Origin of the sequence: Yoonia sp. 67-2 (assembly GCF_035117555.1) — a bacterium.
Classification (GTDB): domain Bacteria; phylum Pseudomonadota; class Alphaproteobacteria; order Rhodobacterales; family Rhodobacteraceae; genus Yoonia.
Window position 1 is genome coordinate 98,231 of the sequence record NZ_JAYKPK010000010.1, and the last position, 25,487, is coordinate 123,717.

The following is a 25,487-nucleotide window of genomic DNA, read 5'->3' on the forward strand; positions in this document are numbered from 1 at the left end:
CTTTCCATCGAGATATGGATCCTGCGTTAAGATCCAGTGGTCTAGCCCGCCTGGTGAAATGATGAACCTAGTTGCTCCGAGCTTCAGTTCTGCAGTGTACTGATCAATGCGTCGCCAAATCATGCATCACACCCAAAGCTTTTAATCTGCCTTTTTCTGGGATGCTTTAAACACCCTGTTAACCGCCATTTGAACGTAACCACCACAGGATCAACCGCATGTTTAGACTTCATGAACATCAAGCTGCTCTTATAGTCACCATCAGAATTCTGCTAAAGTAACCGTGCAACTGACGGTCACAGGCGTTGACCCCGCGAAATTGCTGACCGCATCCATTCGGATAATCTGTGGACGGACATTATTACGAGTGACGGCTAAAATATTTGCTGCGATGCGATCCAGCCCCCCCCCGCTATGTGCCGCGCCGACAATGGAGGCGCTGGCCTCTGGTATTTTTGGGAACCTCATTGGTAATGCTATTACTGGAGCGACAGAAACCACATCAGTTGAGGGAGTTAGTGTCGTGCGGAAAGTATATGGGTCCAACCGTGCCAGCACATTGGATGCCGTGTCCAAATCGCCAAATCCCAGAACAGCGTTATTCGCGCTGTTTGCCTGTTGCGCTCCTGTGACCTCGATCCGAGCAGGCGGGTCACCTGAAACTGTGCTTAGAGACACAAGACCGGCAAAGTCCGGCAAGCCCTTGGGTTGATCGACATGTATACCCCTCACAGATACAGACCAATCCCGCTCTGCCTTAGTCCAATTGGCCGCATAAACCGCTACGCTAGGCGAGGCCACCAACGCGCGCAGGTAATCGGCCACAACAAAACTAACGCCGTCAATAGTGCCTTCGACAGATACCCGAAAAAGGTCGCCAGCTTGAATAGGTGATCCATCGCCGCGCGTTGACGGGAAAGCGCCAGTGGTGGCATTCCACACCCCAACATTACCCCGCACGTAGCCTCGATTGCGAATAGCAATCACTTGCCGATCCTGTTTTGTGGCACGGATTTTCCATCCTTCTAGTGTCAAGTGTCCGCCGCGCTTGCAGCTTTCCGTGAGTGCGAGACTGTTGCCACCGAGATCAAATGCAACACCACGGGTCGGATCTACCCGATCAGTTAAAACCCTGATATTTTTGTAGGTGTGGGTAAGTCCGGATATCTCGCGCCCCAAAACACCCAAACAGCCGGGTCCACCAATAATCTCAATGTTGGTTGCGATGTTGTGGTCACCGGCGACATTTAGTCCACCGCCGTAACAAAACCCATTTTGGTAACTCGAAAACTCTGTGCAACCATGCCAGTCAGCGGCGGCGATTGCGCTTTGGGTTGGGTGATTGCGCGCCTCAAAATCGTGGACATGATTGCCGCGACAAGGGATGGAAAAATCGTCACCACCACCAGTGGCAACCCCATGTCTCCAACCAGCAAATTTACCCTGAAACCGGCAATCTTGACTATTCGCAATGCTCAGTCCGTATTGCGTCTCAAATCCCGGTGACATAGACCACTGTTGTTCATCCATAAAATCGCCCTCACATCGATATGACAGCAACACCGATGCGCTAGCGTTATCGCTGTTTCTGGAGGCGCTTCGGGTAAGCTTAACACCCTCGCAGAATTTAAGCTCCCACCCTTTGATAATGCCATTTAGACCAGGGCCAGGGGCAAAAGCAGTAAAGTTTTCCATCTTGCCTGTTGCCATATCAGAGCAATGGAAAACTTGCGTTTGGATATGGTCGTGACTGCCATAAAGCACGCTAGATAGCTCCACAGACGTCGTGCTAGTAACACGCATTACCTTGGCAAATTCTCCCTCACGGTATGTCCGACGGTACCCCGAATAGCTGTAATCAGTCGGATTATATAGCAGGACAGTGTCACCAATAGCTAACCCGTGATCCGCTGAAAAATCCAAAGTGTAGTCATTGCCACCGTCGCCTGCGCCGACGACGCTGGTGATGAGGTTTGCGATACGAGTTGGGGTGGCGCCGACTTTTGAGACGACCGCACTATCAAACACGCCTGTGCTACCAGTCGACCAAAATATCGTATCTTTGCAAATCAATGATGCGTGCCGGGGAACAACAAACGTCCCATGCGTGTGGACGTAACCCGATCTACAGGTTAGTGTCCCACGGTAGTCGGAAAGCACGCGCGACACGCGCGATAATGCATCCGTGTTGTCACCACCGCCGCCAGATACGGTTTCAACAAGGACTCCCAATGCTTCAAGGGCGATTTCGCCCCGGGAATTCTCAAGTGCTCGCAGCTTAACTCCCCCAGCATGCGGTACTTCGGTCTCCGGTAATGTGCTGTCAACGACACAAAAATATGGTCCATATTTAATGACCGTGCCATCTGGCCCGAGTATGGATGCAGTGTTGTCAAACAACTGGTATTCAAATCCGAATTCCGGCCCTAACAGCCAAGGCCCAGCCTCCCACAATCCATCCTCGACGCTATAAAACCGGATGCCGAAATCCTCGACCCGCTTGACAGTTGTGCCGTCAGCAGGGATCGGGTCAGGCAAATCTACCAATATAGTCGGGTCTTGAGCCATTGCAGCGCTGACTGCAACCTGCTGCGATGCCAGCGCCGCCGAAGCCCGCGCGGCGGCCACGACAGCTTGGTTGGCTGATACACCGGCCTGCATAGTTGCCGTCGATGCAGCTGCCTCAGAAATTTCTGCCTGATTTCGCGCGATGCCGACCTGAAGGATCGTTGCCGCTAAACTGGCAGCAGCCTCTTTCGCCGAAATGCTATCAGTCAGCGACAACGGCAATGCCGCAACCAGATCCCACTGTGAACCTGTCCACCGATACACGCCACCGCCGTTGGCCGCAGGCTGCAGCACAGCACGCTTGTCGCCAATCGTATTGCCGACCGCCGGCATATCACCAACAGACGCATGAAAATCCTTGAGCATCTCGACTGCAGCAATGGTTTGCATCTGGTCGAGAACACTGACGAGATCGGCTTTGCGAGGCCGGTAATCCGGTGTTGGCGGGTTGCCCTGAAGCGCATCACGGGGTGTCGGGAAAGCCATTGAAAACTCCTAAACTGGAATATCGAGGATCGCGGGGCCGCTGATTGGCCCTTGGATCCCGCTGCTGTTGATGGGGGCGGCCCAGTACGCATAATTGCCGTCTGGCAGGCCAGTATTGTCAGCACCTTGGGCTGCGTTGGGCGGGCCGTAGATGGTGGCGATCAGGCTGGCATCGCCGATGGCATAGGGGCCGCCATAGGCCACTGGGTAGCCCGCCCGGTAGATCCGGGTCGCGGCATAATTCGCATCGTTGGGCGTCTGAAAATCGATATCGACATCACTGCCCGCGCCTGTGACGCTGAAAGCATCGAGCGCGGCCGGTGCGATGGGGTTGACGATGGCTTGGACGGTGACGGGCCCATGCCAACCTGACCGGCGGTTAGAGGCCGTCAGGTTGCTCAGCTCGGACTCATAGAACGCACCGTCACTAAGGTTCCCTATGACAACGGATGTCTCGGCATTCGGGATGGCGATCGCAGGTTGCCATTCGGGGGCACCAATCTCGCGCCAGCGCAGCTGCTGGGTCAGGTTGCCGGGCTGTGCTGTCCAGGACCAACGGATCGTCCCACCCGGCAATGCCTCGCCGGTCAGCCCACCAGGTGCGCCGACCGTGTTATCGTTGGAGACCTTTTCACGGGGTGGCCGTTCCGGCTCTTCGACGGCCGCGACGAAACCGAAATCCTCGGGGGTCACAGACGTGCCCTCGATGCTCAGGCTGGTGAGCTGCTCACCGCGCGAGATGCGGCCGATCTCCATGACAAAATCAAACCCATAGGCCTGGACGCGCACAAAGCGATGTGCCCGGCCGCCAGCGCCATTGACCAGCTCATAGCCAATCGCCCGGATCGCGCCCTGCACGGAATATTGCGCACGCACGGACCGCGCGATCCGCTTGATGGCCCGGATTGCCTGATTGTGGTCATCCACGAAATACAGCCCCGGATCGCGGCGCACGGCGCGCCCTTGCGCGTCCTCGACCCACACCCCGGTAACGGCCTCATTCCAGTCGAAACCTGGCTCGACGTAGCGTCCCACCCATTCGGTTGCGGGCTTTGGTCCCCAGTCGCGCTCTGCGATCTGCAACGAGTCAAAATCATCCTCGGTCAGGGTGATGGTGGGTTCGATATAACGGCCGACCATAAACCCGATCGAACCATCAGGGCGCTCGTAGACATAGGCATCGCAGGCCGCGATGATCTGTTTGATGATTTCGGCCACATCCGTCTGCTCATCAAAGACACCATTGAGTGTCCACTTGCGCTGCAGCGCACCTGTACGGTTTGCAACCAGCACATCAGCCTGATCCGCCTCTTCAGCGATCTCGGCCCAATCCACCTCGCCGCCCAGGACATTGGTGATGATCCAGGCAAAGACCAGGGCTGCATTGTCGTTCCAGCCGAAGCTGTCGGTGCGGGGATCATAAATCGTATCAGCGGCCCGGATTGCGGGTGCAATGGCGGGGCCAGTGCCGGGGGAATTGCCATAGACTGTCCCGAAGTTTTCATCTTTGACGCGGCGGGCAAAGGCCGCGACATAGGCCAGCCCGGCCATGTTATGGGCAGACGTCCATTCGGGGATCTGGCTGACAAGGATAGGGTCTGCGACTTGCCCCGGTTCCCCTCGGCGCAAACGCAGACTGATGGCGCTGTCGCCCGGCAGCGCGCTGATCGCCGTGCCATATGGCTCGGTCAGCACGGATCCGTCGCCGTCGACCTCGACAGGCCTTTGGTCCAGATACCATTGCTCGACGCCCAAAATCGAATGCGCGCACAGGATTACCGCGTAGTGACGCCGGTCACCCTGGAAACTGGTGAGCGCATATGGACCGCCCTTGCGCACAAGCCCGAAGGCCCATTCCATGGCCGACAGCGGCTGCGCAAAATTCACCAGCCGCTCACTCGGCCGGGGGATCGGGGGGCGTCGTTGCAGTGAGTTTGCGACAGCTGACAGGCCCAGCGACAGCACGACCTGTCCGAGAGCCGTCCCGAACAGGAATGAGCCGACCTGAAACCCCAGCAACGTGGATCCACCGATGGCCGATGCCACGGCGGCCGTCGCAGCACTTGCGCCAATGGAGGCCGTCAGTCCTGTGAAAAACAAGGTGACCGGCTCACCCTTGGCAGGCGAGGCGATAGGCGTCAGCGCCGTCGTGCAAAGCAAGAGTGCGGCCTTACTTCGCATAGCCGCTCTCCCATGCTTTGATGATCTCAAGGGGGCGGAAAATCAGCACGCCGTTGTCGGCCGTCTTGCTGGCCCAGTTGTCACCGAGGCAGAGGCCGCCGACCAGGAAGCGATTGCCGGTCTGGCGCAGCACGCCAACATCGCCGGGCTGGGGATCAGTAGTGAGTGTCAGCCCCGCCCTGGCGCAGGCGGCAGTGACCACAGGCTCCGGATCACGGAACAACGGCCGTGCGATCGCACAGACACCCGGATCGCCGTAGGTGCCGCGCAGATCAGCGCCGGGGTCACGCCCCGATTGATCGCGCACCCAATCTGCGAGGGTCATAAAACAGTCGTTAAAGCCCCATTCATGGGGGGTTATAGCCCAGAGGTGAAGGCGGGCGTAAAGCGGGCTCATCCGAACAATGCCTCCTCTTCTCGGCTTTCGAGCGGCATGAACTGGAGGCTGGGGTTCGGGCTGCCCACAAGGCGGCTGTGGTCCTCGACAGTGTAGAAGCGCGAGCGTGCCGCACGACGCCCGGCGAAAATGCTTTCAACTGACAGGGAGATGCGGCGCGAGATGTCGCCATTGAATGTGTATTTCACGACGCCGGCAGTGCGGGTGGCATAGAGGATCATCGGCAGGCCCGGCGCGTAGAAATCCGACATCGTGCGGATCGGCTGGACGTAATAGCGCACCTTGCGACCCTCCAGATAGCCCGCACCAAGGGCGCGCACCTTGCTGATCAGATCGGCAGCGTCAGGATCCTGAAAGTAGGACATGGAGAGTTCGCCCTCGGGGGCATCGCCGCCGCGCGACCATTCCAGTTCCGTGCCCTGCAGCAACTGCGATCCAACCCACGCGCGGCCGTCGATATCCCGAAAGATGCCTTCTGCCGCGACCATGTAGCGGGCAGGCCCATCGGGCGTGTCGATCTCGATCAGGCCCAGAAAGCCAAGGATCTGATCGCGTGGGTCAAAGCCTGCACCAAAGACGCTCATCGCAGCACCTCGCGCAGCTGGAATTCGGTTTCCGAGAACCGACTGGAGCGATAGGCGGCGTTGCCGGTGCGCGGATCGACCATCTCGAACAGACCAAATGCGGCCATGTCGATCAGCCCGTCGGCCGGGATCGGCCGGCGCAGTGGCATCTCGATGCCCAGGCGCACCAGCGTGCCACCTTCTGGCAAGCGCCATACAATGCCAAAGGGCAGCTCCTCGTAGCTCATCATGCCACCCGCGCGCACTGGGTGCGGTGCTGTGACCTCATCGATGACGATCTCCTCTGCGCCAGCAGGCGCGCCGCCCACGCAACGCACGAAAGGCAAATCGGCAAAGCCCGCGCCATCCTCGAAAAGCACATCGCCATCCCAGGGCACCTGCCCTGTCGGCTGCTGAGACAATGAGCCGCTGTCGGTCATCTGCAACCGGAAAATCCCGGTCTGCCCGCGTGCGGCCCAGCGATGGGCGCGCCAGACGTTGATTTCACCGCGAAGCATCTGGAGCTTTGGCGTCCCGATCCAGCGCGGCATCGATGTGATCTCGATATTTGTGCGGCCGGCCAGATTGGTGCCGGACGATTGCTCACGCCAGTCGATGTCCCAATCGACCTCGGAGGCCAGCAGAGGCGGCAGGGTGATGATGCGCCGCTCCATCAGCCTCTCCGCAACTGGCTGGCGGTGAGCTGACCGGGCATGGCCTTTTGCTGCGCGCGGGCGGAGCCCTGCTGGATGGTCAGTGCGACACTGGCGGCGATCTCACCCGCCTGCTCGACCGTGACGCCGTCAGCGGCCGTCACAACAAGCTCGATACGCGGCACTGATCCGTCGCCGCGCTGCGCGGTCATGTCGGCGCTGCCGAAAGGCGTCAGAACGGCCGGAGAGGAATTGGTGCTACCCAGCCTGCCACCGTCAGCAAAGGCGGGCATCCGGTCCTGGTTGATGGCCTCAAGGATGTGGCGATACTTGGCCGTGGACCGGGCGTTGACCATGAACTCACCGTCAGAGCCCCAGAAAAGGATGTTGTCCTCGCGCGGCCCACCGACACCTGACAAGGTCCCGGCCGCGCGGCCGCCAACCTGCAGATCGCCGCCATCGGCATAGCCCGGGATCATACCGCCATCGGCACGGCCCGGAATGCCGCCGCGCCCAGGAAGAACCGCATTGATCACACTTCCGATCAATCCACCGCCCCCACCGGGAGAGAGAATGCTTGCCAGTGGCCCCTCACCGAGCAAAAGCGCCTGCTGGATCATCTTAATAAGGGCATTTGAGAGGTTGTTCAAAACGCTCTCAAGATCGCCGCCGCTGTCAATTAAGTCATCGAACACCGAATATGAAACATCGCGCAGCGTCTGAATGTTGGCCTCGGCCAGCTCCATCGCGTCGGCCTCGCGCAGTCGCGTGGTGATCAGACCTTCGATCTGCTCGCGCTGAGCCGCAGACGCGCCGTTAAGCGCTTCGCGCTGACGCAGCATCTCCTGCTGCACTGGATCCAGTTCGCGCAGGATCGCGAGTTCCTGCTCGAGGTTTGTGATCAGCTTTTCGGTTGGATCGACTTCTGGACGCCTGGTCCTCGATCTCCCGCGTGATCCGGCTTCGCGGTCACGACGTGCCTGCTCAGCAGCATAATTCGCGCGGATCTGTTCAGCCAGTTGGCCACCTTGGTCACTGTCAGGGTCGATCTCCATCTGCCGCTGCGCAGTAGCGATCCGGCGATCAACTTCAGACAGCCCCTGAATACTGGTCTCAAACTGAAGCCGGTCGATCTCTGAGTTGAAGCCCTGCAACCGTTGTGCAGCCTCCAGAGAGATGCCCAGTTCACGCGCGATCTGTCGTGCCTCGCCTGCCGCGCCGCTCAGACCGCTTGTCAGATCGACCTGAGACAGACTGACAGCAGCGTCGAAAGCATTGCGCAATTCGTCCTTCAGCTCTTCGGAGATGTCGCGGCCGGCCAGTGTCTCCTCAAACGCGTCACGCTCAGCCTCGGCGCGCTGCTTGGCCACTTCGAGACTGTCAGCGCCAAAATCGTTGATCACGGCCTGCAGATCATTCTGGGCCTGCATCGTGGCCAAAAGCTCGAGCGCGTCCTGGCGCTCTGCGTTAGCACCCATCTGACGGGTGCGGGCGTACTGCTGGTAGGTTGAAATCAGACGTTGCGTCGTGTCGATCGCGGGTGCGATAGCCCCTTCGATTTCACCAGCCTGCAGCGCCACAAGACCGGCCTCGCGAGCAACGTTGGCTAATGCCGGGGGGATATTTTCGACCGAGCCAAAAACGCGCTGGAATGCCTCCTGCAAATCGTTGGCAGCTTCGATCTTCTCAGTCATTGATCCAGCATTTGCCAGCTGCTCGAGTGACACGACAACCGCAGCAGCCTGATCATCGGTAAGATCGAGTTCATCGCGCAGCGCGAACATCGTGCGCCCGATTTCTGCCATCACACCGCCGCGTGTCGACACCAAATCCGTGCGAGACAAACCACCAAACGTCTCGGTCAGGGCCTGGACCGCAGCATCGACATCGCGAATAGCTTCGACCCGAGCCAACTCTGCGAGAAATTCAGCCGTGACACGCGCGGCGGCACTCGCCGCACCAAACCGCTCGGTTAAATCATCGGTAGATGTATCGGCCAGATCGACCAATTCGGTATAGGTGCTGACACTTTCACTGAGGCTGTCGAGGATCTCTTCAAAAGTCCGGCTGTCACGTCCGGCCGCAAGAGCACCCTGAGCGTATTGGAACAGCGCGGCACCCCCGGCAATTGTCCCGATCGTCACAAGTGAGACGGGGTTGAGCATCCCCAGAAATGCAGCACCCAACGATTTGACGGCACCTGCCGCGCCCATTGGACCGATTACCTGGCTGATCTGCGTACCTTGCTGCAGAGCCAGCTGCAGGGGGTTTTGGCCTGCTGCCAACATTACGCCGATATCGTTAAACTGCGCAGTCAAGTTTGACAGCGATCCAGCGGCAACGCCGTTTGCCGCACCGACTTGTCTGGCTGTCAGCGCTGCCTTGGTATTGGAGGCAGCCAGCGCATTGGCGGCCTGTGACGCCTGTCGCTCTGCCCTGGTAAGCGTATCGGTCTGGGTTGCGGCCTTGCGCCCCTCCTGACCAAGCTTGCTGGTCTCAGTCCCTGCCTGGCGCATGGCATCGCCAGTACCCTTGAGCGCACGCTCCGCGTCAGTACTATCCGCCGTAATGCGACCACTGACGACAAAATCGCTCACCGGCCAACCTCCATCGCAGCGGCGACCGCACCGGCCTCAATCAGACGCACATCCGCCCAGGTCTCAGGTGACATGGTCAGGCCTGCCATGCGCAAACCAGCCTCGGCACCGGCATAATCGAGACCTGTGATTACCAGACCGCTCATCGTGGACACCCGTTGCCATTGCGACGCGACCGCCAGAAATGCATCGAGCGCGTCAAGATGCGTGGCCCAGATTTCAAGGTCTGGGCTGATGTCCTGCTCTGAGAGATCGATGTTCCAGCGTTTTGCATCCGAGGCGGCCTCGTCATCCTTGCGTGATCCGCCGAGCTTGCCGGTTGCCCAAGCGCGCCCGACGGCCTTCAGTTTCCCACCCGCGCCTTGTAGACGGCCCGGTTATAGGCCTGTGTCAGCCCCATGCGGATATGCGGCTGCATCAACATCCGGTCGCGCAGGGCATCAGTGCATTCCAAACGGTTATTGTCTTCATCGACCAGATCCTCGAAGCCGATAACAACGCGCTGCAGGAACGTGGTGTTGCCCTCTTTGGTCGACAGATCGAACGCATCGATTTGATCCAGATCCATCATGCGGAAACGCGTGCGCAACTTCTGCTCAAGATGGCCGCCATCGACTGGCACCTGGACCGGCACATCGTGGGTGAATTCAGGGTTGTGTGTGACTTTGAACATCGTGGCTCCTAACGGGGTGATCCAAATTTCAGCAGCGCGGCCAGTGCCAGCTGCAAACCCAAGCCCGTCGTGGGCTTGGTCTTTCTCTGCCTGCCATTGCCGGCGCGCTTTGCAGCAAGGCGGTGCTTGGCGATTGCAAGCTGCTGTTTCGCAGCCGGCCGGGGGTTCTTGCGCGGCATGCTACGTCAGCACCAACGTCCATTGATCATCACCAGCCGTCGGCAAAGGGACCAACCGCAGCGGCCATTCGATGATGTTCTGCGCGTTTTCGAGACCTTGGGTCCGCTGCATCTGGGCGTTGGGCACATTCAGCGTCACGATCTTGCCGGCCAATGTGCCATGCCCTAGTACCAGTGGAACCGTGCCTTGGTTTTCGGCCAGAGTGTAGGGATCGAAGGTGGTCAGCGGCACAGCCTCGACGGTGGTCTGGATCATGTCGGCCCGATCGGTGATCAGGATGCCTTCAGAATTGACCAGGAACCGCGCTTCCACTTGGTTGGCCAGATCGAGCATGCAGCTGCGCATCACGAAGTCCTCGCCAGCCATGGTGAAGGTCGGCGTGTTGCGATCGGTGACCAGCTGGGGCTTTTGGAACGCCGTCAGGGTCGGGGTATCGCGCGCCTCTTCCGCTGCGGGGCTGAACAGGCCGGTGAATTCGAATTCCAGATAAGGAATACCCTGGGCTGTGAACGTCAACCGGGCAGTGCCGCGCGTGCCGGTGAGCATATAGACCGTGCTGTCCATCCAAACGTAAATGGTGATGCTTTCATGATCATCGCTGACCGGGTTGTAGGTTACGGACGTCGCAGCCACGATAGTTTCTGCAACACCGCAGGCCCGCAACAAAGGCCCCCACGCGGGGGCCGTACCAGCAGTACCGGACCCGACCAGTTCGACTTTCAGGGTCAACTTGCGGTGCAGCTCTGCCACGATTGTGCCTTGCGCGCCCAAATATGGGGTTTCCAGCTCACGGCTGACATCAGAGCCTTCCATGGGGCTGAGCACGACTTCGGTCGCCAGAACGCCATTGAGCGCCCCTGTCGGATCCGGATCGACGCCATAGGCTGCTTCGATTTTCGCCAGAACGATCTTGTTGCGCCACTTCTGAGCCATTTAGCTCTCCTCCGATTTGGATTTGGCGCTGGCGGGCTTGGCACGTGCCGGCGCGGGTTTCTTGCGTTCCGCAGGCGCGGTACCGGCGATCTTGCGCAGGCTGCCGTCGTCCTCACGGATGAAGCTGCCGCCCTTGGTGGGCAGCTTGGAATTGGGTTGCGTCGTCATGTCGGGATCCTCAGCTGGTCTTCGATCGAGAAAGTGAGCTCATAGACAAAATCACCACGACTGATCAGCGCCACGCGGCCGCTGACAAACCGGAACACGCCGACCTCGTCATCCGGAGCCCAGCCCGCCAGCGCCGTGATGATTTCCATCAGATGCGCATCAAGCCCCTGCAGTGCGCGCCGGCCGTTTGGATCCTGCCCGCGCAGGGTCAAAGCGACGGCGACCGTCTGGGTGAACAGCTGCCGAAACAGACCCGAGGCGACATCAGGATTGCCACCGCGCAGACCCACGGGGATGACATGGGCGGCCGGTGTCACCGGTGCGAGCTTGCCGCTGGCAACCAGTTCGGTGAACTGTGCCGCACCATCGACGCGTTGCTGCAGGAATGGCACTTCGGCTTTCAGGCGGGTGATGACGGCTTCGATCATCAGATGAAGCCTTTCATATTGGCTTCTGTCAGCGGACGTTCGCGGTCGGTGATACGCGCGCCGCTGCCACCGGTGCCAGACGCAGCCTTGCCCGCGATCGTCAGCGTGATCCGGCCATCAGCGATTTCGCGCAACATGCGCATCGCCTCTTTGTATTCGTCCGTGATCTTCTGGTTCGGCTCGTAGACATGGAGCTTGTAAAACGCGATCGCCTTGGCCAGATCCGACAGCAGCTGCGGCACAGCCACGACCGGCAGTGCATAGCGACCTTCCAGATACCCATCGATCACTGCATCCGTGTCGGTGAGCGCCTGCTCAACAACGCTGACGTCGACCACGCCTGTCGGCACGGCCGCGCGGTCAGTCAACTGGATCAGCAGCTGCGCGCCATAGCGTTCGGAGAGTTGATCGAGGGTGGCGTAGCTCACGGCAGGGTCACTTTCAAAGGGGCATTAAACGGGGTTTGAATGGGCAGGTTGCAGGCGACTTCAAGGCGTGGACAGAACGGGCGGAACGTCGACCTTTTCGTCGCCGAGGTAATAGGCGACGGTGAGCGTCGGATCAGTTTCCAGCGCCTGGGCCTGTTCCAAACTCAGCTCCCCGGCCGGGATCCGCACCGGCTCTGCCCCGAACTGATAGCCAGCCCGACGGCGTCCCTTCTTGGGACCGGTCACAACCACTGTCAGTTCAACTTGGGCAATGTCAGGTTTCGGCACTTCGACGACTGTCGCAGGGATAGTGAACGTTTCGCCGTTCGCCGCCGGTAGGGCTTCGCCTGCCATATCAGCCACTGTCGGTGTTGGATCCTGCACCCCAGTCTCCATTGCCGCGGTATCTGCTGGCGCAGCACCGGCCTCTTGCGTGGTGTCAGGTGCTGCGCCTTGCTGCACGGCCGTTGTCTCGCCTGCAGCATCGAACGACGCCGGTGTCAGCCCTTCTGGCCCACCATCATTGGCATCGCCGGTAGGGTCGCCGATCTCCCCACCGTTGTCTTCGCCCCCGGAGGGACCGGCACTGGTATTCTTGTCGGCCTCGGCCGTGGCAATCAGGGCTTCGAGGTTTTTGTTGTTGATGTTCTTGGCGAACGTCAGCTCGAGTTCATTGGCGCGGGCAATCAGGGTCTCACGTTTGGACATGGTCAGTCTCCTCTGGATCGGCTGATGAAAGCGGTCCGGTCGCCCCGGACCGCTCGATTAGCCTTGCCATTCACGGCAGGTCAGCGTCAGGCCAGCCACGGCACGACAAGCAGTTCTGCAGTGCCTTTCCACTCGTTGGTCTCGCCACCGGCGGCGTATTCAGAGTTCAGGATTTTGCGCGCAGCACTTTCCTGCGTCGGACCCACAACCAACAGGTTTGGCATCAAGCCGAGGGCACGGCCGTAGTCGGCCTTCATGCTCATGAGTGCAGAGCGAGCCGTGGCATAATTGGCAGCGTTCAGCGTTTGCTTGGAGCCATATGCCATCTGCCAGAAAGCGTAACCGACAGCATGGCGGGATTCAGCGCCATAGACATATTCTTTGTTATTAAAGACATTGTCGTCGTCCGGTTTGTCCTTGTAGACGAAGGTCGTCTTCATCCGCTCCTGGAAGATCAATGGTTTGACCGCCTCGTTGGTGCAGAGCAGGAACCATGGCGCGCCAGAGCCGCCCCCGGTGTTCGATACACTGGTCGGTTCACCATCTTCGCCCAGAACAGGGTGATCGGCATCGAAGAATGGCTGACCGTCATAACATTCGCGGGTAAAGCCGTTCTTCAGTGCATCCCACACCATTTCTTCGGGATGCCGGGCAGCCGAGCGGCCCATGAAAGCAAAGCGCGAACCGTATGTCGCCAGTTTGTCATCGAGGATGGCGTTACGCGGCACCGAGATCGTCAGCTCGAAATCTTGGTTCTTGATCCGGTAATCGTGTTCTTTCAGGCCATGAACAACACGCGGGCCGATCCATTCGCGCATGCCTGGCAATTCACCAAGCCAGCCATAGAGGTTTTCACCTTCTGTCGATGGCATCGTTTCGGCCACCGCATCGCGCATGCTTTTGACCTCGGCAAAAGCATCGTTGAATTTCTTGGAAAAGCCAACGCGAAGCGCGGCGATAGAGGTAGATGTGATAAGCATCGTCAGATGTCCTTGTCAGGCCTGCGTCAGGCGGCTTTGGTGAGTGCTTCATCGAAGCGGACCCAGACGCCCAGGGCGTCCACATCGGCGACGGTGCCAGCAGGTGAGCGGGTGTCGGTGCCGCTGGTCGCGGCCACCGTCTGATCATCGACGATGAAACAAACCTCACCGATATCGGCGATGGTGATTTCATCTGCGGCAGCCGAATTGGCGAAGCGGAAGACGCCCGTGCGGAAAGTGATGTCGAGATCACCATTCGCACCGCCAGTATTGTCGAGGTGCTCTTCCGCCCGGCCAACGCCGACAGATCCGGTTGCTGTCTCACCGGCCAGGATGAAACCAGCCGCGTTGCGCATCAGCAGCGCGCCTGGATAGATCAGCGCATTTGCGGCCAGCTTGCCGGCGCTGATGTCGCCGATGCGTTGCGGCGTATTACGACCTTCGGTCAAAGGTGCCATCAGAGGGTCTCCTTCGTGTCGAGCGCGAGCTGCGCTGCATAATCTTCGGTGGTCATGCCCAGCATCGCAGCAACAGCGCTCTGCTCGGCATTCAGGCTGACGGTGCCATCAGCGGCGGGGGGCGGGGTGAGCGTCATGCCTGACAGGCCGAGGATCGGCATGCCGTTGATCAGCGCTTCCGCCTCGGCAGGGTCACGCTGGTGAAGGGCAATGTAGCGATCACGCAAAGGCTTCAGGCCAGCCCGGCCGCGCTTGATTTCAGCGTCGACGAAGGATGTCGCGGCAGTGAGCGTGCGATCGGTTTTGATGGTATTGAGTTCCTTCACCACCGTGGCGAGCTCGCTTTGCAGAGCGACGATCTCGTCAGGTGTGGCGGCACCCGATTTGGCGGCCTGTGTGGCGGCCGTCAGCACTTCGGCAGGCTTGGCATCCTTACCAAGACCCAGAACGACGCCGAGCTGGGAAAGCTGCGATTGCACAGCAGCCATGTCCTTGTCTTTGTCCTTATACTGGCCCTCGCCTTGAGTCTGCGCCATCTTGGCCGTGAGCGCGGTCTTGACCTCGTCCTCCGTTGCGGTGGCGGGCAGGCCGAGCATTTCGGCCAGAAACTTCATCCAGTCCATTTCATTGTCCTGTTGCTGGTGGAGCGCGGTCATCCCGCGCAGGTTGGGTTTGTTCACAAGGCTGGCGCGCAGGATGCTGCGCAGGTTCTTGTTCTTGTCATGCAGGATGACGGGCGAGATCCCACGATAGGCACGGCCCTTGACCAGATCGCGTCCGGAGGCGTTCCATTCGACGCGGCCCCAGATGCCGGTGTCACGCGCCTGCATCTCGACAATCCAGCCCAAGGCCGGTGCCGGTTCGCCGCGCGGAGCAGCAAGGTCGGTGGAGTGGTTTTCATCAATCGGCAGCCGGCTATCCTCGGCAAAGGAGGCCGTGATCACCGCCTGGGCGGATGCGACGTGATAAGGGCCACGTGCATCGCCGGTCTGGATCAGGTTGCCAGCAGGCAACAGATGGATCCATTCCGGCACATCGCCATCATCCTTGGCGGGCGGCAGATCCTGCGACGCGCACATCGCCACCGTGGAAGATGGCTGTGCGGCACAAAGAGCGATGATGAGTTTTGCGGTGTTCATGATGTTGCCACCATGCGCCCATCCGCCTGCGCTATATATCCGCAACGGTTTGCGGGGTAGTCGGATCAGATCCCCAAACCCAAGCTGCCCCGATCAGGCAGGGCGCGTCAATCCCGCGCAGCCTCTTCGAGGTATTCTGAAATCAACTCGATAATACTGACTTCGTCACTCTCCGACAGACCGATAAATGGTCGCGCTGGGATATCGCCCCACGGAAGTGTCGTGAAATAGTCCTGTGACTTAGGCCGCTTCTCTGATGGCCGTGTCCGGCCCGTCTGTGCGCCAAAGGATCCTTGTTCTGCACCGAACTGCATCACGGCCGCCTGGATTGCACTGGAGCCAAACACAACGCTGTCTTTGCTGGCCTCATAATCAATGCCGTCGCGCATATCGCCTTTGCGGTTTAAGGGCTGCCCATAGGTCTGACCTTGAGCGGCATAGATGTCGATCGTTGTCTGTGACCTTGGCGCGAATGGCTGACCATCAGGTTGCGTGCCGGCAAGTATGCGATCAATAGTGGCTTGGCGGAGAAATTCGCCAATGCCTTCCATCACCTCTGTCTTATCCTCCAACGCCCCACCGAGACGAAACATCACGACCTCAAGCTCTTCAGTGTTCAATTCCATGATGATCATCAGACGTCTCCAGCAAGCTCGAGCGCAGTCAGGAACTGCTCTCGGATTTCAGGGTCGAGGGATTTGAGAAAGTCGCGCGTCACGCTTTCAGGCCATGTCTTGAACTTCGGAATAATGCCGATAATCAAACTGGTGACCGTGCCGCCAGGGGCATAATCCCAGCCCTTACCAATACCTGGCGGCGTTCCTGTATTTGGACGCGGCACATCCCAATCAGGATCGAGTTGCACCTCTGGATTGCCACCAAGGCGAATGGCACCGCGGATCGATCTGGCACCTGCCACGCCGCAGCTGCAGCCCCAATCATTCGGTGGAAAATGCGTCGCCCAGAACGGATGATCGGATGGCAGGATCAAGCGATCCCAGGCCAGATGCTGTGGGCGCGGATCACGCGACCCACCGTGCCGGTAAACCCAATAGGCGAACTTGCCATTCACAAGCTGCGCATGCCGACCGGCCATGTAGGAGGTGCGCATGTTGGTTTTATATATGGTGCGCATCCGCCATTCTTTTCGGCGCTCGCTTTCCTCACCAGTCCAGCCATGCCACCCGCGCTTTTCGACAATCGCGCGGAAATCCTTCTTGAATGTATCGTAGGTTGTGCCCTGCACGATCGACTTCTCGATAGCCTCGGCAATATCACTCAGCAGATCAGCTTTCATCGCGCCGGCCACAACAAAGGCCTTGTCGTGTTCCTCGCGCATCAGATCGTCCCACGCGGCCGTGGGGATCATGTTGCCCATCCGCAGACGGAACGCGATTAACTGCTCTTTGAACGGCCTGCGAAAGGTGCCTCTAATCGTGTCGGCCATCAGGGTTTCCTATCGCTTGGGTTTAGGCGGCGGCGGTGATGTCGGCGCGTGGGCGACAAACTGCTGTCGATGGCGCGGATCACAATCTGGATGTTGCCGGTAGCGCCGGCGCAAGGATTGAAACCACATTACGGTCAAACCGAAGGCTGGCAACAAAAGAAACATTGCATCGACCCTTCCTAAGACAACCATCACGACCAAAACAGGTGATCCCAGAAACAGCAGCAAACGCGTCAAAAAGGATAGAACGCGATAAAGCTCTAAAACGAAAGCAACGATGTCGCCGCGCGCGGTGTCCAACATCGGTTTAGGCATCATTTGCCTCTTCAGCGGCAAGATAACCACCTGCATAGGCCGCCGTCTGGGCATCGGCGATCAAATCCTCTACCTCTTGCGCATCAAGATCGGGGAAACCTGCATGTAGCATTTCGCGGAACTCATCGAAGCTGTTTGCGGCTGACAACATCGCCTCGATCTGTTCGAGCATGCCCCGCACGGCCGGGCTGGCGTCATCAGTCAGCCGATCAATCAAAACGTCCAAATCATCCGAGCCGCTGAGCGGCGTTTTAAGCGGGGTCTGGGCCTGCACGGCGGCGATGGGCCGTGACAAAGCCTCAACCCGTTTAAATTCGCCTAGAAAGCGTTTAAAAAACGAAACGGGGTCATTGGGCGCGGTCGCATTCAGCGCCGGTGGCGGATTTTGGGACGGTTGGCCGAGAATTGCATCGCCCGCACCCGGTTCTTCATAGCCGAACTTGTCGTAGACCTGCGTCCGCTTCATCGGCAGGCCAGCTTTGTAGAGCTTGTCGAAAACCTCGGCCTCGCGCACGGCATCGATCTGCTCAGGCCGACCGATCCGTAGACGCGGATAGGCTTTCAGCGGGCCGAAGTTCAGCTGCATCCACGGGATGATCAGATCGCGGTTCAGAATAGCGCTGAGCGCCTTGGCATCGGCGCGCTCGATGTCCTCCTGGACCTGCCTGTGCTCTTTGCCCGAACCCAGACCGCCGGTGACCGCATCCGTGGTTGCTGTCTGGCCAAGCACTGCTTTCGAGATCTGCTGATCGAGCCAGTCAGCCCGGTCTTTGTAAAGTGTTGCCGACGATCCGACGTTCTTGGTCTCAACAAAGTCAATCGTCATGCTCTCGGGGATGATGGCGGCGCAATCGCCAGCGATATTGGCGACAGCGTTGAACAGCGTGTCCTTGTCTGCTTCAGACGCGCCCGCACCCCATTTGCCGACGCGCAATGGCTGGCCGAATGTCTGGGTAAAGATCGCCCAGTCGCGTTGGGTGAAAGCCTTGAACATCCATCCCCAAGCACCGACACGTGCCAGACCCGATCGCAGCGGGATGCCTGATTTCGCCTTCAAGCGTGCATGGATGAACTTGAACGCATCAAGCGGACGCTCTTGCCCGTAAGCATCCAACTGCATCGGCTGGGTCAGGCTGACCCGGTCAAAGCGGAACCAGCGCGGATCACGCCACTCCAGCCGTTGTGGCTGCCATTCGCCGCTCGAGCTATCCCAGATGATTTCCGTAAAGCTGTAGCCCTTGCCAACGGCGTCGAGAATATCGAAAAACTCATCTGTCAGCTCGTCACGGCGCAACCAGTCGCGGACCATATCAGCCCGCATGACACCATCAGGATCCTCGCTGGCGGCTTCGACGGTGATATCGAGCTGGCTGATCGCGCGCTTTCGGGTCCCGACGACACCTAGATAATGTGGATCACGTTCCTCGATCGTTTCGGCCAGCTCCAGATACTGGATCGGATCGCCCTGGTCGGCCGCGCGCAGGATGTTGGCCAAACGCACAGGGTTCAGCCCGTCGCCTGGATACGTAGTAAGTGGTGATCGCACACCGCCAATCGTGGCAGCTGATACCTCTTGGGTAAGCACCGCCCGTTTTACCGGACGGCCATATTGATCCATCAGAACAGGTTTACGATCCATTGGGTGTGCTTTCAGTTTGGATTTGTGATCGGGCGTTGCACATCACAGCCCTCCCCCGCGCAAGCCAGCGCCGAGAGGTGTGTCCCACCACGCCCGCTGCTTTTGGGTTCTGTCGTCAGGCGGGAGCATATTCATACGTCCGGTCTCGCGTGGGGCTGACGATGCCGGCGACGCCGCACGGTATCCATATTCGACCCAGCGCATTCGCCCCGCGAAATGCGCCAGCGCCAAGCCGATCGCAAAGTCACCGTGGCGCATCTTGCCCTTCTCGCCCTGGCGTGTGGGCGGCACGCGCGGGATCCCCCGGATCACCTTCACAACGCGCAGGTCGGACATGTGATCATCATCGCGGATAAGCGCCAGCGTGTCGTCTTCAAACGCGGCTTTAAGGGGGGGCATATTGACCCGGTACCAGTCCTCGGAGAACTTGATCGCCCAGACCAGACCGGAGCCTTCTTCGTCTTCGCGCAGCCCGAACTTGCGCCCGAGCGCTTCGGCGATCGACATACCGATACCGGTGGCATCAATCGCGGCACCAACCAGGCGGTTGCGCACATGGTTCATCACCAGCTCGACGGCTGTGTACTGCTCTGCAAAAGGCACATTGCGCATTTCGATCGACAATGCCTCGTGCTGGCGCAGCTTCTGATCGATGGCCAACAGCGGCACAGCTGAGAGGTCCGCAACGCGGCCCACGTCAAAGCCCAAGGCATAGCGCATGGTCATATCGAGACCGCCAAGTTCTTCCTCAATCTGCTCCATGAAGGGCGCGACCAGACTGCGCTGCTCAAGATTGGATCGTTGAAGGAAATCAGCCGGCAGCGTCAGACGGATCACCGGTTTGTCGATCGTCATCCGCGCATCGATCAATGGCGACGGCAACCAAGTGCCAGATGAAGCACTGGGCACGCAGAACAATTCCTGATCGGCACTGGCGCCATAGAATTTGACGATGCCAGCGCGCCATGCCGCCTCGCCTTCCGGCGTCCATTCAGTGCCTTTGACCAGGCAGATGCGCTGGTACAAACCATCGCGCAGCGCGTCGTCGAGATCGATGCGCAGATGCTCCCCAGGGGCGCGTTCTGACAGCACGTCCTGGATGGAAGCATTGAACTGGTTGTCCACACCGTAGTGGGTCGAACAAACGACAACCTGTCCGCCCCACATCAGGAAAGCCATCGCGGCTTCGATCAGCGTGTCCAGGCTGTCCACGAATGCAGCCTCGTCGATGATCACGACACCTTGCTTACCCCGCAGGCCGCGCGGGGCCGAACTGAGCGCCATGATCTCAAAACCGGATGCGAAGGGGATCCGGAATGCCTGGATCGCCTTGTCGCCGTCCTCGTCGCCCTGCTCGAACAAGAACTCCTCTTCTGCCAGCGCCGCGACCGAGAACGCGCGGGCCCACATGGCACAGGCGTCGATGAATTCGCGGGTCATCTCGCGGCTGTAGGAGATGTACATCACGTCCATGCCGCCGGCACTCTTCTGACGGCCGGCGCGCAGCACGGCATAAGCCGCCAGCGCCCAGGTCAGACCGATCCGGCGGGACTTCTCGATGTAAAGGGCTTGGGTTGATACAGAGTCGAGCAGCGAGACGGTGCGCTGCTGATAAGGCAATAGGACCTCAGGCAAACCGACCTGGTCGATGACATCCGGCATGGCGTCCATCGCCTCGCGGCGCTGCGCCTCCCATTCTTCCTGGCTGGGGGCGTCAAGCATGCTGATCATCCCCGTTGACATAGGTCTCGTGGCGGTCGGCTTCGGCCTGTGCTGCCGCCTCCAGCTCGGCGATGATCTGGCACTGGCGACGGATGGTTTCCGCCCCACGCTTCATCGATGCGGCGATCTGATTGTTGCCACTACCGTTTTGGTGCAGCATCGCAGCTTGGGCAGCGAGATCATTGGCCACTTGCGCGGGTGTCGCCATCAGCACGGCTCCCAGTAACCATTGCGCAGCCAGCCGTGCCAATGGCCCTGGTGATTGACCGACGGCTCGAGGATCGGCTCCGTGGTCGATCCGTTCCAGTACCAGCTGGGCCGCGCACCGGCGGGCTTCAGACCGTCACCCACAAGCAACCGGCCCTTGTGACCGCAGCCGCAGGGACAGAAATAGATGAACTCGCGCAGATCAGGGTTCTCGCGATCCTCCAGATGAAAGCTGCCGGCATAGGCATCGGCGAGAAACTTTTTCTGATCTGGCTGATAAAGCGCCCGGACAATCATGCGCGCACCCCGAGGATCTGCGCCTTGATCGCCTCACTGGTCTCGGCCGTCATGCCCTTGGCCTTGGCAACGGCATCGACCGCTTCATTGACCTCTTCCGCAAACTGCTTGGCATGCTTGATCCGGCGCTCGGTTGAGATGTTCTGCGCCTGGGAGACCTGCCGCATGGCCGAGGCCAGCTGCATCACATCCTTGGGCAGCATCTTTTCGCCGTGATCGGCCAGCATATGCAGGGTCAACGACTTGATCGTCTCGGCCGTCATGATCGTCAGATCGTCGCTTTCCTTGGCGTCGAACTTCTCGGCGATAGCGGCAACGATGTCGCGGGTCTGGTCATGCAAGCGCGTCAAGCGGCTGAGCCGCATGGAGTAGCGATTGAACGCAGAAAAGCTCGGGATCGCGAATTCCAGCTCGCCCCGATATTCTTGCATCAGTTGCTCGCAGCGGGTCACGAACTCCGCATAGATGTCGGTCTGGGTCCGGTCGCGATCCGACAATTCGCTGGCCGCCCAGGCGATGATGCCATCGCAGGCCTCTGGCAGCAGCTCGAATGCGCTGAGCTTTCCGCGCCCCATATCAGGACACCGGCCGTGACGGGCGTTTGACGCCCTCGATGGCGATCTCCCGCTCGAGGTGGCGGTGCCCCTTATCTGTCAGTGAGGCGACCTGCACCGTGCCAGCGGTCAGGACTGTGACCGCACCCATATCAGCAAGATAAGCCAACTCGTCATGCACCCATGCGCGGTCCTTGCGGATCCCGAACGGCTTGAGCATCTCGACCAGCAGATCGCTGTTGAGACGCTCGTCGACCTGCTCGGCCAGTGATTTGAGGATGATCAGGCGAGCCTGCTCGCGAATGATCTGGTTCATATCCATCAAAGCTTGTCCTTACCGCGTTGCAGCAACAGCTCCTGCATGCGCTCCATTATGGCCGCAACTGGTCGCAGCTCCCCTTTCAGTTCGGTCAGTTGGATCCCGAACTTATGGAAGTCATCACGTGTCGGGAGTGATCTGATCGTTGTTTCGAGGTTGTTCAGCCGGTGCTTGGTTTCACGCAGATCATCCTCGCTCGCCGCCACCTTTGTTTTGGTCGATGCGAGGTCTGCGATCAGCAAGGTGAGCTTATCGTCGGCAGTTTTTTGTGCCGCCGCGTTGTCTTTGGTAACCTCCTGCACGAACTTCGTCATCTTCCTGTTAAGATAAACGCCGACAGCAGAAATGATGCCGCCAAAGGCGACAACGATAGCAGCGACAACCTGAACAACCCCGAGTGCTTCGATCCAATCCATCACGCAGGTCAGCCGATTTTGCGGTCGGCTTTGATCCGCCCAAAGATGGCCAGCACTCCACCGACGCTGGACGCGATGCTGGCCAGCAGCACGGGCAGCTGTACCGTATCTTCCGGCGACATCGAATAGCCGAAGAAGCCAGCGACGCCGCCGCCTACGGCGACGACACCGCCCCAGATGGCTTTGGATTTAAGGGCGTGTTTTGGTGTCAGATCAAACATTGTGGAACCCCTTTCACGGGTGATTTAAAGCCGCATTACGCGGCGGTTGAAAACGTGACCGGTGCGGTGTGGCTCGCAACGATCCAGCCCTCCTGACCGGCATAGAAAACCTTGAGCCATTCGCGACCTGCGAAAGCGCCCTGGCGCAGCACAGGCACCAGCACCCCGTCCGGGATCGCCGTGATGACGTTGGGATTATGCAAATATGGCTCCCGGCGCATGTTGAGCGTGCTTGAGGGCACATCAATCGCGACATGTTCAATTTCGGGCACGGCGTCAGACGCACAGTCGGCCTCATCAGAGGCAACATCCTCCCGACCCAAGACCCGGGCACAGACCGATGCCAGCGGGAACAGCGGATTGGTGTCGGTCTTACGACCGGGCGAGATGTACCAATGCGTTGTGATGTACTTGAGCGACTTCACGTATCCGAAAAGTCCGCTCAGCAGGTCAATCAGCGCCGCGATCTGTTCGGGGGTGTAATCCTGCCACCATGCGGTGCCGTGCTCAGGCGTTGAGACATATTCGATATCAGGTTGACCCGTATCAAAGCGCTCTTTGAACCATGTCACCGCATGCGCCGCATCAGGACTACCGGTCATGCGGCCGACATTGACCAATTCAATGCCAATCGAGAAACCGTTGACGTTGTCTGTGCCGTGAAAAGTGGATTTACCCGCATGGTTGGCGCGCCGGTTTGTCGGGACCTGCTGCACAACCTTGCCGTCACGCTCCAGCACGAAATGCACCGACACCTTCGCATCGTTGTCCTGCAGATAACGTGCCGCATTGCCCGGCTCCAACCGGCTGGCGGTGTCATGGATCACGACAACAGTCGGCGCGATCACAGGCCCGATCCAGCGGGCGCTGTTAAACGGAATGCCTTTGGCTTTGTGATTGGCAAATCTCATGGCGAACCCCGGCAAATCAACGGCGCGCAAGGCGCGCGACACTTGGGGTCATCATGGGGAATTTATCAGATGCGATACGCCCGCAACGGTTTGCGGGGTGTCTTCAGAAGAGCGGCAATTGCCGATCATCGCCGCGCGGCTTGGTGTCCGTGCCCTTGATCCAGCCGCGTACGGCCACATCGCTGACATGCAATCTGCGGGCAATTTCGGCCACGGGCAAGCCTTTTGATCGCCACACCTTTGCGATCCACGGTTTGGATGTGGGAATGCGTTTTGGCATGCCTGCGCAGGCACGCCCCAATGCCGCGGCTTTGTCCTGGCCGACCAGCTGACACAGACGCGAGTTGCCGCGCGGGTTAGGCGACAGGTAAAGCTCGGAGCCGCCAAAAGTCATAAGAAATTCGATAGCCTGATCGACGCCGAGCACATGGACGTACGGTGAGACCTGTGCAGGTGTCTGGATCTCTTTGCTCACGGCGCGTCGCCGTGTTTCGGCGCGAAGCCAATCGGCACGACCGTGACGACAGACCGCCCGCGCAGCACATACCGAAATCCGTTGGATGTGACGGCAAGGCAGGTGTCATGCTGATCCGCCGTCGCGGCGATCCGCGCGATCTCTTTGCGGATGGCAACGATGTCGTGGCCCTGCACCCGCTCGAGATAGCGGATGACGGCGTGATCGGTGATCGTGATCGGCTCTTGCTTCATTTCTTGTGCGCTCCCCAGTCAAAGTCGATCGACACCCGCTTGCCCCAGTCGCTCAGCGCCTTGATGACGGCGGCGATTTTTTCGTGGTCGCGCATCATGTCGACGTCAGCGGGGACGGATCCCCAGCTGCGTTCAAAGTTCGCCCGGATGAACGTGTTCAGCCCCGCCCGGTCAGGTCGCTCCAGAGCGCCGGCGTCGCCCAGCTTGCGCCACAGCACATGGATGAGCCGCAGATCGCCACGGGTAGCCGCAGCGCGGCGGTTTGCCGATTTCGTCGTAGGCTGGAAACCGTCGGCTTTGAGCCGGTCGAGCATGGTGGTCAACTCAGCCTCGGTCATGTCGGCCATGCTGGTCTTGCCGCAGACCACGACCTGCAGATCGCGGCGCGCCTGGACATCAAGGCCCAGCTGCCGACATCCCACATGGATCATGCGCTGCAGGGACCGGTTCATGATGGATCGACCCTGGAGGCGACCGCATCAGGATCTGGCACACCGTGGACGGCCAGCGCTCGGGCTGCGCATTTCGCAAGCAGGTCGGCTTCAATCGCTTTTGCCGCAAGGCCGAACAGATCGGCGATCTCGATCGAATAGATGCGCCCGACTGACCAGACCTCCAGCCTGTGGCAATGGCTGGTGATGAACAGCTTCGCCGGTTGGCCCATCACTTCACCTTCACCGATTTTGGTGACCAATGCGGAACTGGTCCGCTGCGTCACATCGCAGATCGGAATTTCGAGGAGTGCAATTTGATCAGACATCTTGTGCTTCCTTTCAGGCTACGATTGCGATTGGACCTTGCGGCGGTTCCCACGCGATCAGGACACCTTCAAACAGTTCCATCGCCCCGTGATTTTTCACCCAGAATGCCGACATCTCTCGGCGACCTTCAAAGCCGTCGAGCTTTGCAAAGTGGTTGACGTCCTCTACGGCGACACCAGCAACCTCGACGCTTGTGAGCAGAACAAGTGCGCCACCAAGTGCGGGCGAAAAGCGCAGGATCACTGGATCGACGCGAAGACAGAGCGTATCGCTACAGATCTTCTGCGCAGCCTTTGTCCGCAGACCTGTGTAATGCTGGATCATCTCGCCGGGGCGCGCGTGACGGCGGCGCGCGGCCCGGATCGTCTGGGTCTTCAGCCCTACCGCGATCAGCGGGGCAAAGACCTTTTTGTAGGAATACGCCACCATC

General features: G+C 59.5%; 33 protein-coding genes. All 33 read right to left on the reverse strand.

The genetic code is table 11. The features are described from left to right. Positions 1–261 precede the first annotated feature (261 nt). The 33 genes from VOY09_RS15435 to VOY09_RS15595 all read right to left on the reverse strand — a co-directional run bounded on the left by VOY09_RS15435 (position 262) and on the right by VOY09_RS15595 (position 25,486). Positions 262–3,054 carry a hypothetical protein gene (locus tag VOY09_RS15435; protein ID WP_322895170.1) on the reverse strand — a complete coding sequence of 931 codons (2,793 nt, stop codon included), beginning with the start codon at positions 3,052–3,054 and terminating at the stop codon, positions 262–264. 9 nt (positions 3,055–3,063) lie between these two features. Next, positions 3,064–5,235: a hypothetical protein gene (locus VOY09_RS15440; protein ID WP_322895171.1), complete on the reverse strand. Its 2,172-nt coding sequence runs from the start codon at positions 5,233–5,235 to the stop codon at positions 3,064–3,066. After that, positions 5,225–5,632 (reverse strand): DUF6950 family protein, encoded by a 408-nt coding sequence (locus tag VOY09_RS15445; protein ID WP_416236763.1) that lies wholly within the window; start codon positions 5,630–5,632, stop codon positions 5,225–5,227. Before VOY09_RS15445 ends, VOY09_RS15440 begins: the two co-directional genes overlap by 11 nt. Beyond that, entirely contained in the window at positions 5,629–6,216 is a 588-nt protein-coding gene (locus VOY09_RS15450; protein WP_322895173.1) for a hypothetical protein, read from the reverse strand. The genes VOY09_RS15445 and VOY09_RS15450 overlap by 4 nt, the downstream gene beginning before the upstream one ends. Next, the gene (locus VOY09_RS15455) at positions 6,213–6,869 is read right to left on the reverse strand and encodes a hypothetical protein (protein WP_322895174.1); all 657 of its coding nucleotides are present in this window, start codon (positions 6,867–6,869) and stop codon (positions 6,213–6,215) included. The genes VOY09_RS15450 and VOY09_RS15455 overlap by 4 nt, the downstream gene beginning before the upstream one ends. Next, positions 6,869–9,445, reverse strand: coding sequence for a phage tail length tape measure family protein (locus tag VOY09_RS15460; protein ID WP_322895175.1), 2,577 nt, complete (start codon positions 9,443–9,445; stop codon positions 6,869–6,871). The genes VOY09_RS15455 and VOY09_RS15460 overlap by 1 nt, the downstream gene beginning before the upstream one ends. Continuing rightward, positions 9,442–9,792, reverse strand: a complete 351-nt coding sequence (locus tag VOY09_RS15465) for a DUF1799 domain-containing protein (protein ID WP_322895238.1) — start codon at positions 9,790–9,792, stop codon at positions 9,442–9,444. The genes VOY09_RS15460 and VOY09_RS15465 overlap by 4 nt, the downstream gene beginning before the upstream one ends. Then, a complete protein-coding gene (locus VOY09_RS15470; protein ID WP_322895176.1) occupies positions 9,789–10,118 on the reverse strand; it encodes a hypothetical protein in 330 nt (109 codons plus the stop codon). The genes VOY09_RS15465 and VOY09_RS15470 overlap by 4 nt, the downstream gene beginning before the upstream one ends. Positions 10,119–10,298: 180 nt before the next feature. Then, on the reverse strand, positions 10,299–11,231 hold the full coding sequence (locus VOY09_RS15475; RefSeq protein WP_322895177.1) for a hypothetical protein: 933 nt from the start codon (positions 11,229–11,231) through the stop codon (positions 10,299–10,301). Beyond that, positions 11,232–11,399, reverse strand: coding sequence for a hypothetical protein (locus tag VOY09_RS15480; RefSeq protein ID WP_322895178.1), 168 nt, complete (start codon positions 11,397–11,399; stop codon positions 11,232–11,234). It abuts the gene before it with no gap. Next, positions 11,396–11,827, reverse strand: coding sequence for a hypothetical protein (locus VOY09_RS15485; RefSeq protein ID WP_322895179.1), 432 nt, complete (start codon positions 11,825–11,827; stop codon positions 11,396–11,398). The genes VOY09_RS15480 and VOY09_RS15485 overlap by 4 nt, the downstream gene beginning before the upstream one ends. Further along, entirely contained in the window at positions 11,827–12,255 is a 429-nt protein-coding gene (locus VOY09_RS15490; RefSeq protein ID WP_322895180.1) for a DUF1320 domain-containing protein, read from the reverse strand. Before VOY09_RS15490 ends, VOY09_RS15485 begins: the two co-directional genes overlap by 1 nt. 60 nt (positions 12,256–12,315) lie before the next feature. Continuing rightward, positions 12,316–12,963: a hypothetical protein gene (locus VOY09_RS15495; protein ID WP_322895181.1), complete on the reverse strand. Its 648-nt coding sequence runs from the start codon at positions 12,961–12,963 to the stop codon at positions 12,316–12,318. A gap of 86 nt (positions 12,964–13,049) precedes the next feature. Beyond that, positions 13,050–13,943 (reverse strand): Mu-like prophage major head subunit gpT family protein, encoded by an 894-nt coding sequence (locus VOY09_RS15500; protein WP_322895182.1) that lies wholly within the window; start codon positions 13,941–13,943, stop codon positions 13,050–13,052. 26 nt (positions 13,944–13,969) lie between these two features. Continuing rightward, on the reverse strand, positions 13,970–14,401 hold the full coding sequence (locus VOY09_RS15505) for a hypothetical protein (RefSeq protein WP_322895183.1): 432 nt from the start codon (positions 14,399–14,401) through the stop codon (positions 13,970–13,972). After that, positions 14,401–15,540: a phage protease gene (locus VOY09_RS15510; protein ID WP_322895184.1), complete on the reverse strand. Its 1,140-nt coding sequence runs from the start codon at positions 15,538–15,540 to the stop codon at positions 14,401–14,403. Before VOY09_RS15510 ends, VOY09_RS15505 begins: the two co-directional genes overlap by 1 nt. A gap of 107 nt (positions 15,541–15,647) precedes the next feature. After that, positions 15,648–16,175: a phage virion morphogenesis protein gene (locus tag VOY09_RS15515; protein WP_322895185.1), complete on the reverse strand. Its 528-nt coding sequence runs from the start codon at positions 16,173–16,175 to the stop codon at positions 15,648–15,650. After that, a complete protein-coding gene (locus VOY09_RS15520) occupies positions 16,175–16,987 on the reverse strand; it encodes a phage minor head protein (RefSeq protein WP_322895186.1) in 813 nt (270 codons plus the stop codon). The genes VOY09_RS15515 and VOY09_RS15520 overlap by 1 nt, the downstream gene beginning before the upstream one ends. A gap of 9 nt (positions 16,988–16,996) precedes the next feature. After that, entirely contained in the window at positions 16,997–17,302 is a 306-nt protein-coding gene (locus tag VOY09_RS15525; protein WP_322895187.1) for a hypothetical protein, read from the reverse strand. After that, positions 17,295–18,941, reverse strand: coding sequence for a DUF935 domain-containing protein (locus tag VOY09_RS15530; protein ID WP_322895188.1), 1,647 nt, complete (start codon positions 18,939–18,941; stop codon positions 17,295–17,297). The genes VOY09_RS15525 and VOY09_RS15530 overlap by 8 nt, the downstream gene beginning before the upstream one ends. Positions 18,942–18,983: 42 nt before the next feature. Continuing rightward, positions 18,984–20,663, reverse strand: coding sequence for a terminase large subunit domain-containing protein (locus tag VOY09_RS15535; protein WP_322895189.1), 1,680 nt, complete (start codon positions 20,661–20,663; stop codon positions 18,984–18,986). After that, on the reverse strand, positions 20,656–20,871 hold the full coding sequence (locus VOY09_RS15540; protein ID WP_322895190.1) for a hypothetical protein: 216 nt from the start codon (positions 20,869–20,871) through the stop codon (positions 20,656–20,658). Before VOY09_RS15540 ends, VOY09_RS15535 begins: the two co-directional genes overlap by 8 nt. Next, positions 20,871–21,167 carry a DUF6527 family protein gene (locus VOY09_RS15545; RefSeq protein WP_322895191.1) on the reverse strand — a complete coding sequence of 99 codons (297 nt, stop codon included), beginning with the start codon at positions 21,165–21,167 and terminating at the stop codon, positions 20,871–20,873. The genes VOY09_RS15540 and VOY09_RS15545 overlap by 1 nt, the downstream gene beginning before the upstream one ends. Continuing rightward, positions 21,164–21,742: a DUF3486 family protein gene (locus VOY09_RS15550; protein ID WP_322895192.1), complete on the reverse strand. Its 579-nt coding sequence runs from the start codon at positions 21,740–21,742 to the stop codon at positions 21,164–21,166. The genes VOY09_RS15545 and VOY09_RS15550 overlap by 4 nt, the downstream gene beginning before the upstream one ends. Before the next feature lies 1 nt (position 21,743). After that, complete coding sequence (locus tag VOY09_RS15555; protein ID WP_322895193.1) at positions 21,744–22,043, reverse strand: hypothetical protein; 300 nt, start codon at positions 22,041–22,043, stop codon at positions 21,744–21,746. Beyond that, the gene (locus VOY09_RS15560; RefSeq protein ID WP_322895194.1) at positions 22,043–22,456 is read right to left on the reverse strand and encodes a DUF2730 family protein; all 414 of its coding nucleotides are present in this window, start codon (positions 22,454–22,456) and stop codon (positions 22,043–22,045) included. The genes VOY09_RS15555 and VOY09_RS15560 overlap by 1 nt, the downstream gene beginning before the upstream one ends. A gap of 8 nt (positions 22,457–22,464) precedes the next feature. Then, positions 22,465–22,677 carry a hypothetical protein gene (locus VOY09_RS15565; protein ID WP_322895195.1) on the reverse strand — a complete coding sequence of 71 codons (213 nt, stop codon included), beginning with the start codon at positions 22,675–22,677 and terminating at the stop codon, positions 22,465–22,467. Positions 22,678–22,712: 35 nt separating this feature from the next. Then, positions 22,713–23,588, reverse strand: coding sequence for an N-acetylmuramoyl-L-alanine amidase (locus VOY09_RS15570; protein ID WP_322895196.1), 876 nt, complete (start codon positions 23,586–23,588; stop codon positions 22,713–22,715). Between the two features lie 103 nt (positions 23,589–23,691). After that, a complete protein-coding gene (locus VOY09_RS15575) occupies positions 23,692–24,063 on the reverse strand; it encodes a helix-turn-helix domain-containing protein (RefSeq protein WP_322895197.1) in 372 nt (123 codons plus the stop codon). Then, positions 24,060–24,296, reverse strand: coding sequence for a hypothetical protein (locus tag VOY09_RS15580; protein WP_322895198.1), 237 nt, complete (start codon positions 24,294–24,296; stop codon positions 24,060–24,062). The genes VOY09_RS15575 and VOY09_RS15580 overlap by 4 nt, the downstream gene beginning before the upstream one ends. Next, positions 24,293–24,748, reverse strand: coding sequence for a regulatory protein GemA (locus tag VOY09_RS15585; RefSeq protein WP_322895199.1), 456 nt, complete (start codon positions 24,746–24,748; stop codon positions 24,293–24,295). Before VOY09_RS15585 ends, VOY09_RS15580 begins: the two co-directional genes overlap by 4 nt. Next, a complete protein-coding gene (locus VOY09_RS15590; protein WP_322895200.1) occupies positions 24,745–25,056 on the reverse strand; it encodes a hypothetical protein in 312 nt (103 codons plus the stop codon). The genes VOY09_RS15585 and VOY09_RS15590 overlap by 4 nt, the downstream gene beginning before the upstream one ends. 13 nt (positions 25,057–25,069) lie before the next feature. Beyond that, complete coding sequence (locus VOY09_RS15595; protein ID WP_322895201.1) at positions 25,070–25,486, reverse strand: hypothetical protein; 417 nt, start codon at positions 25,484–25,486, stop codon at positions 25,070–25,072. Between the last annotated feature and the right edge of the window lies 1 nt (position 25,487).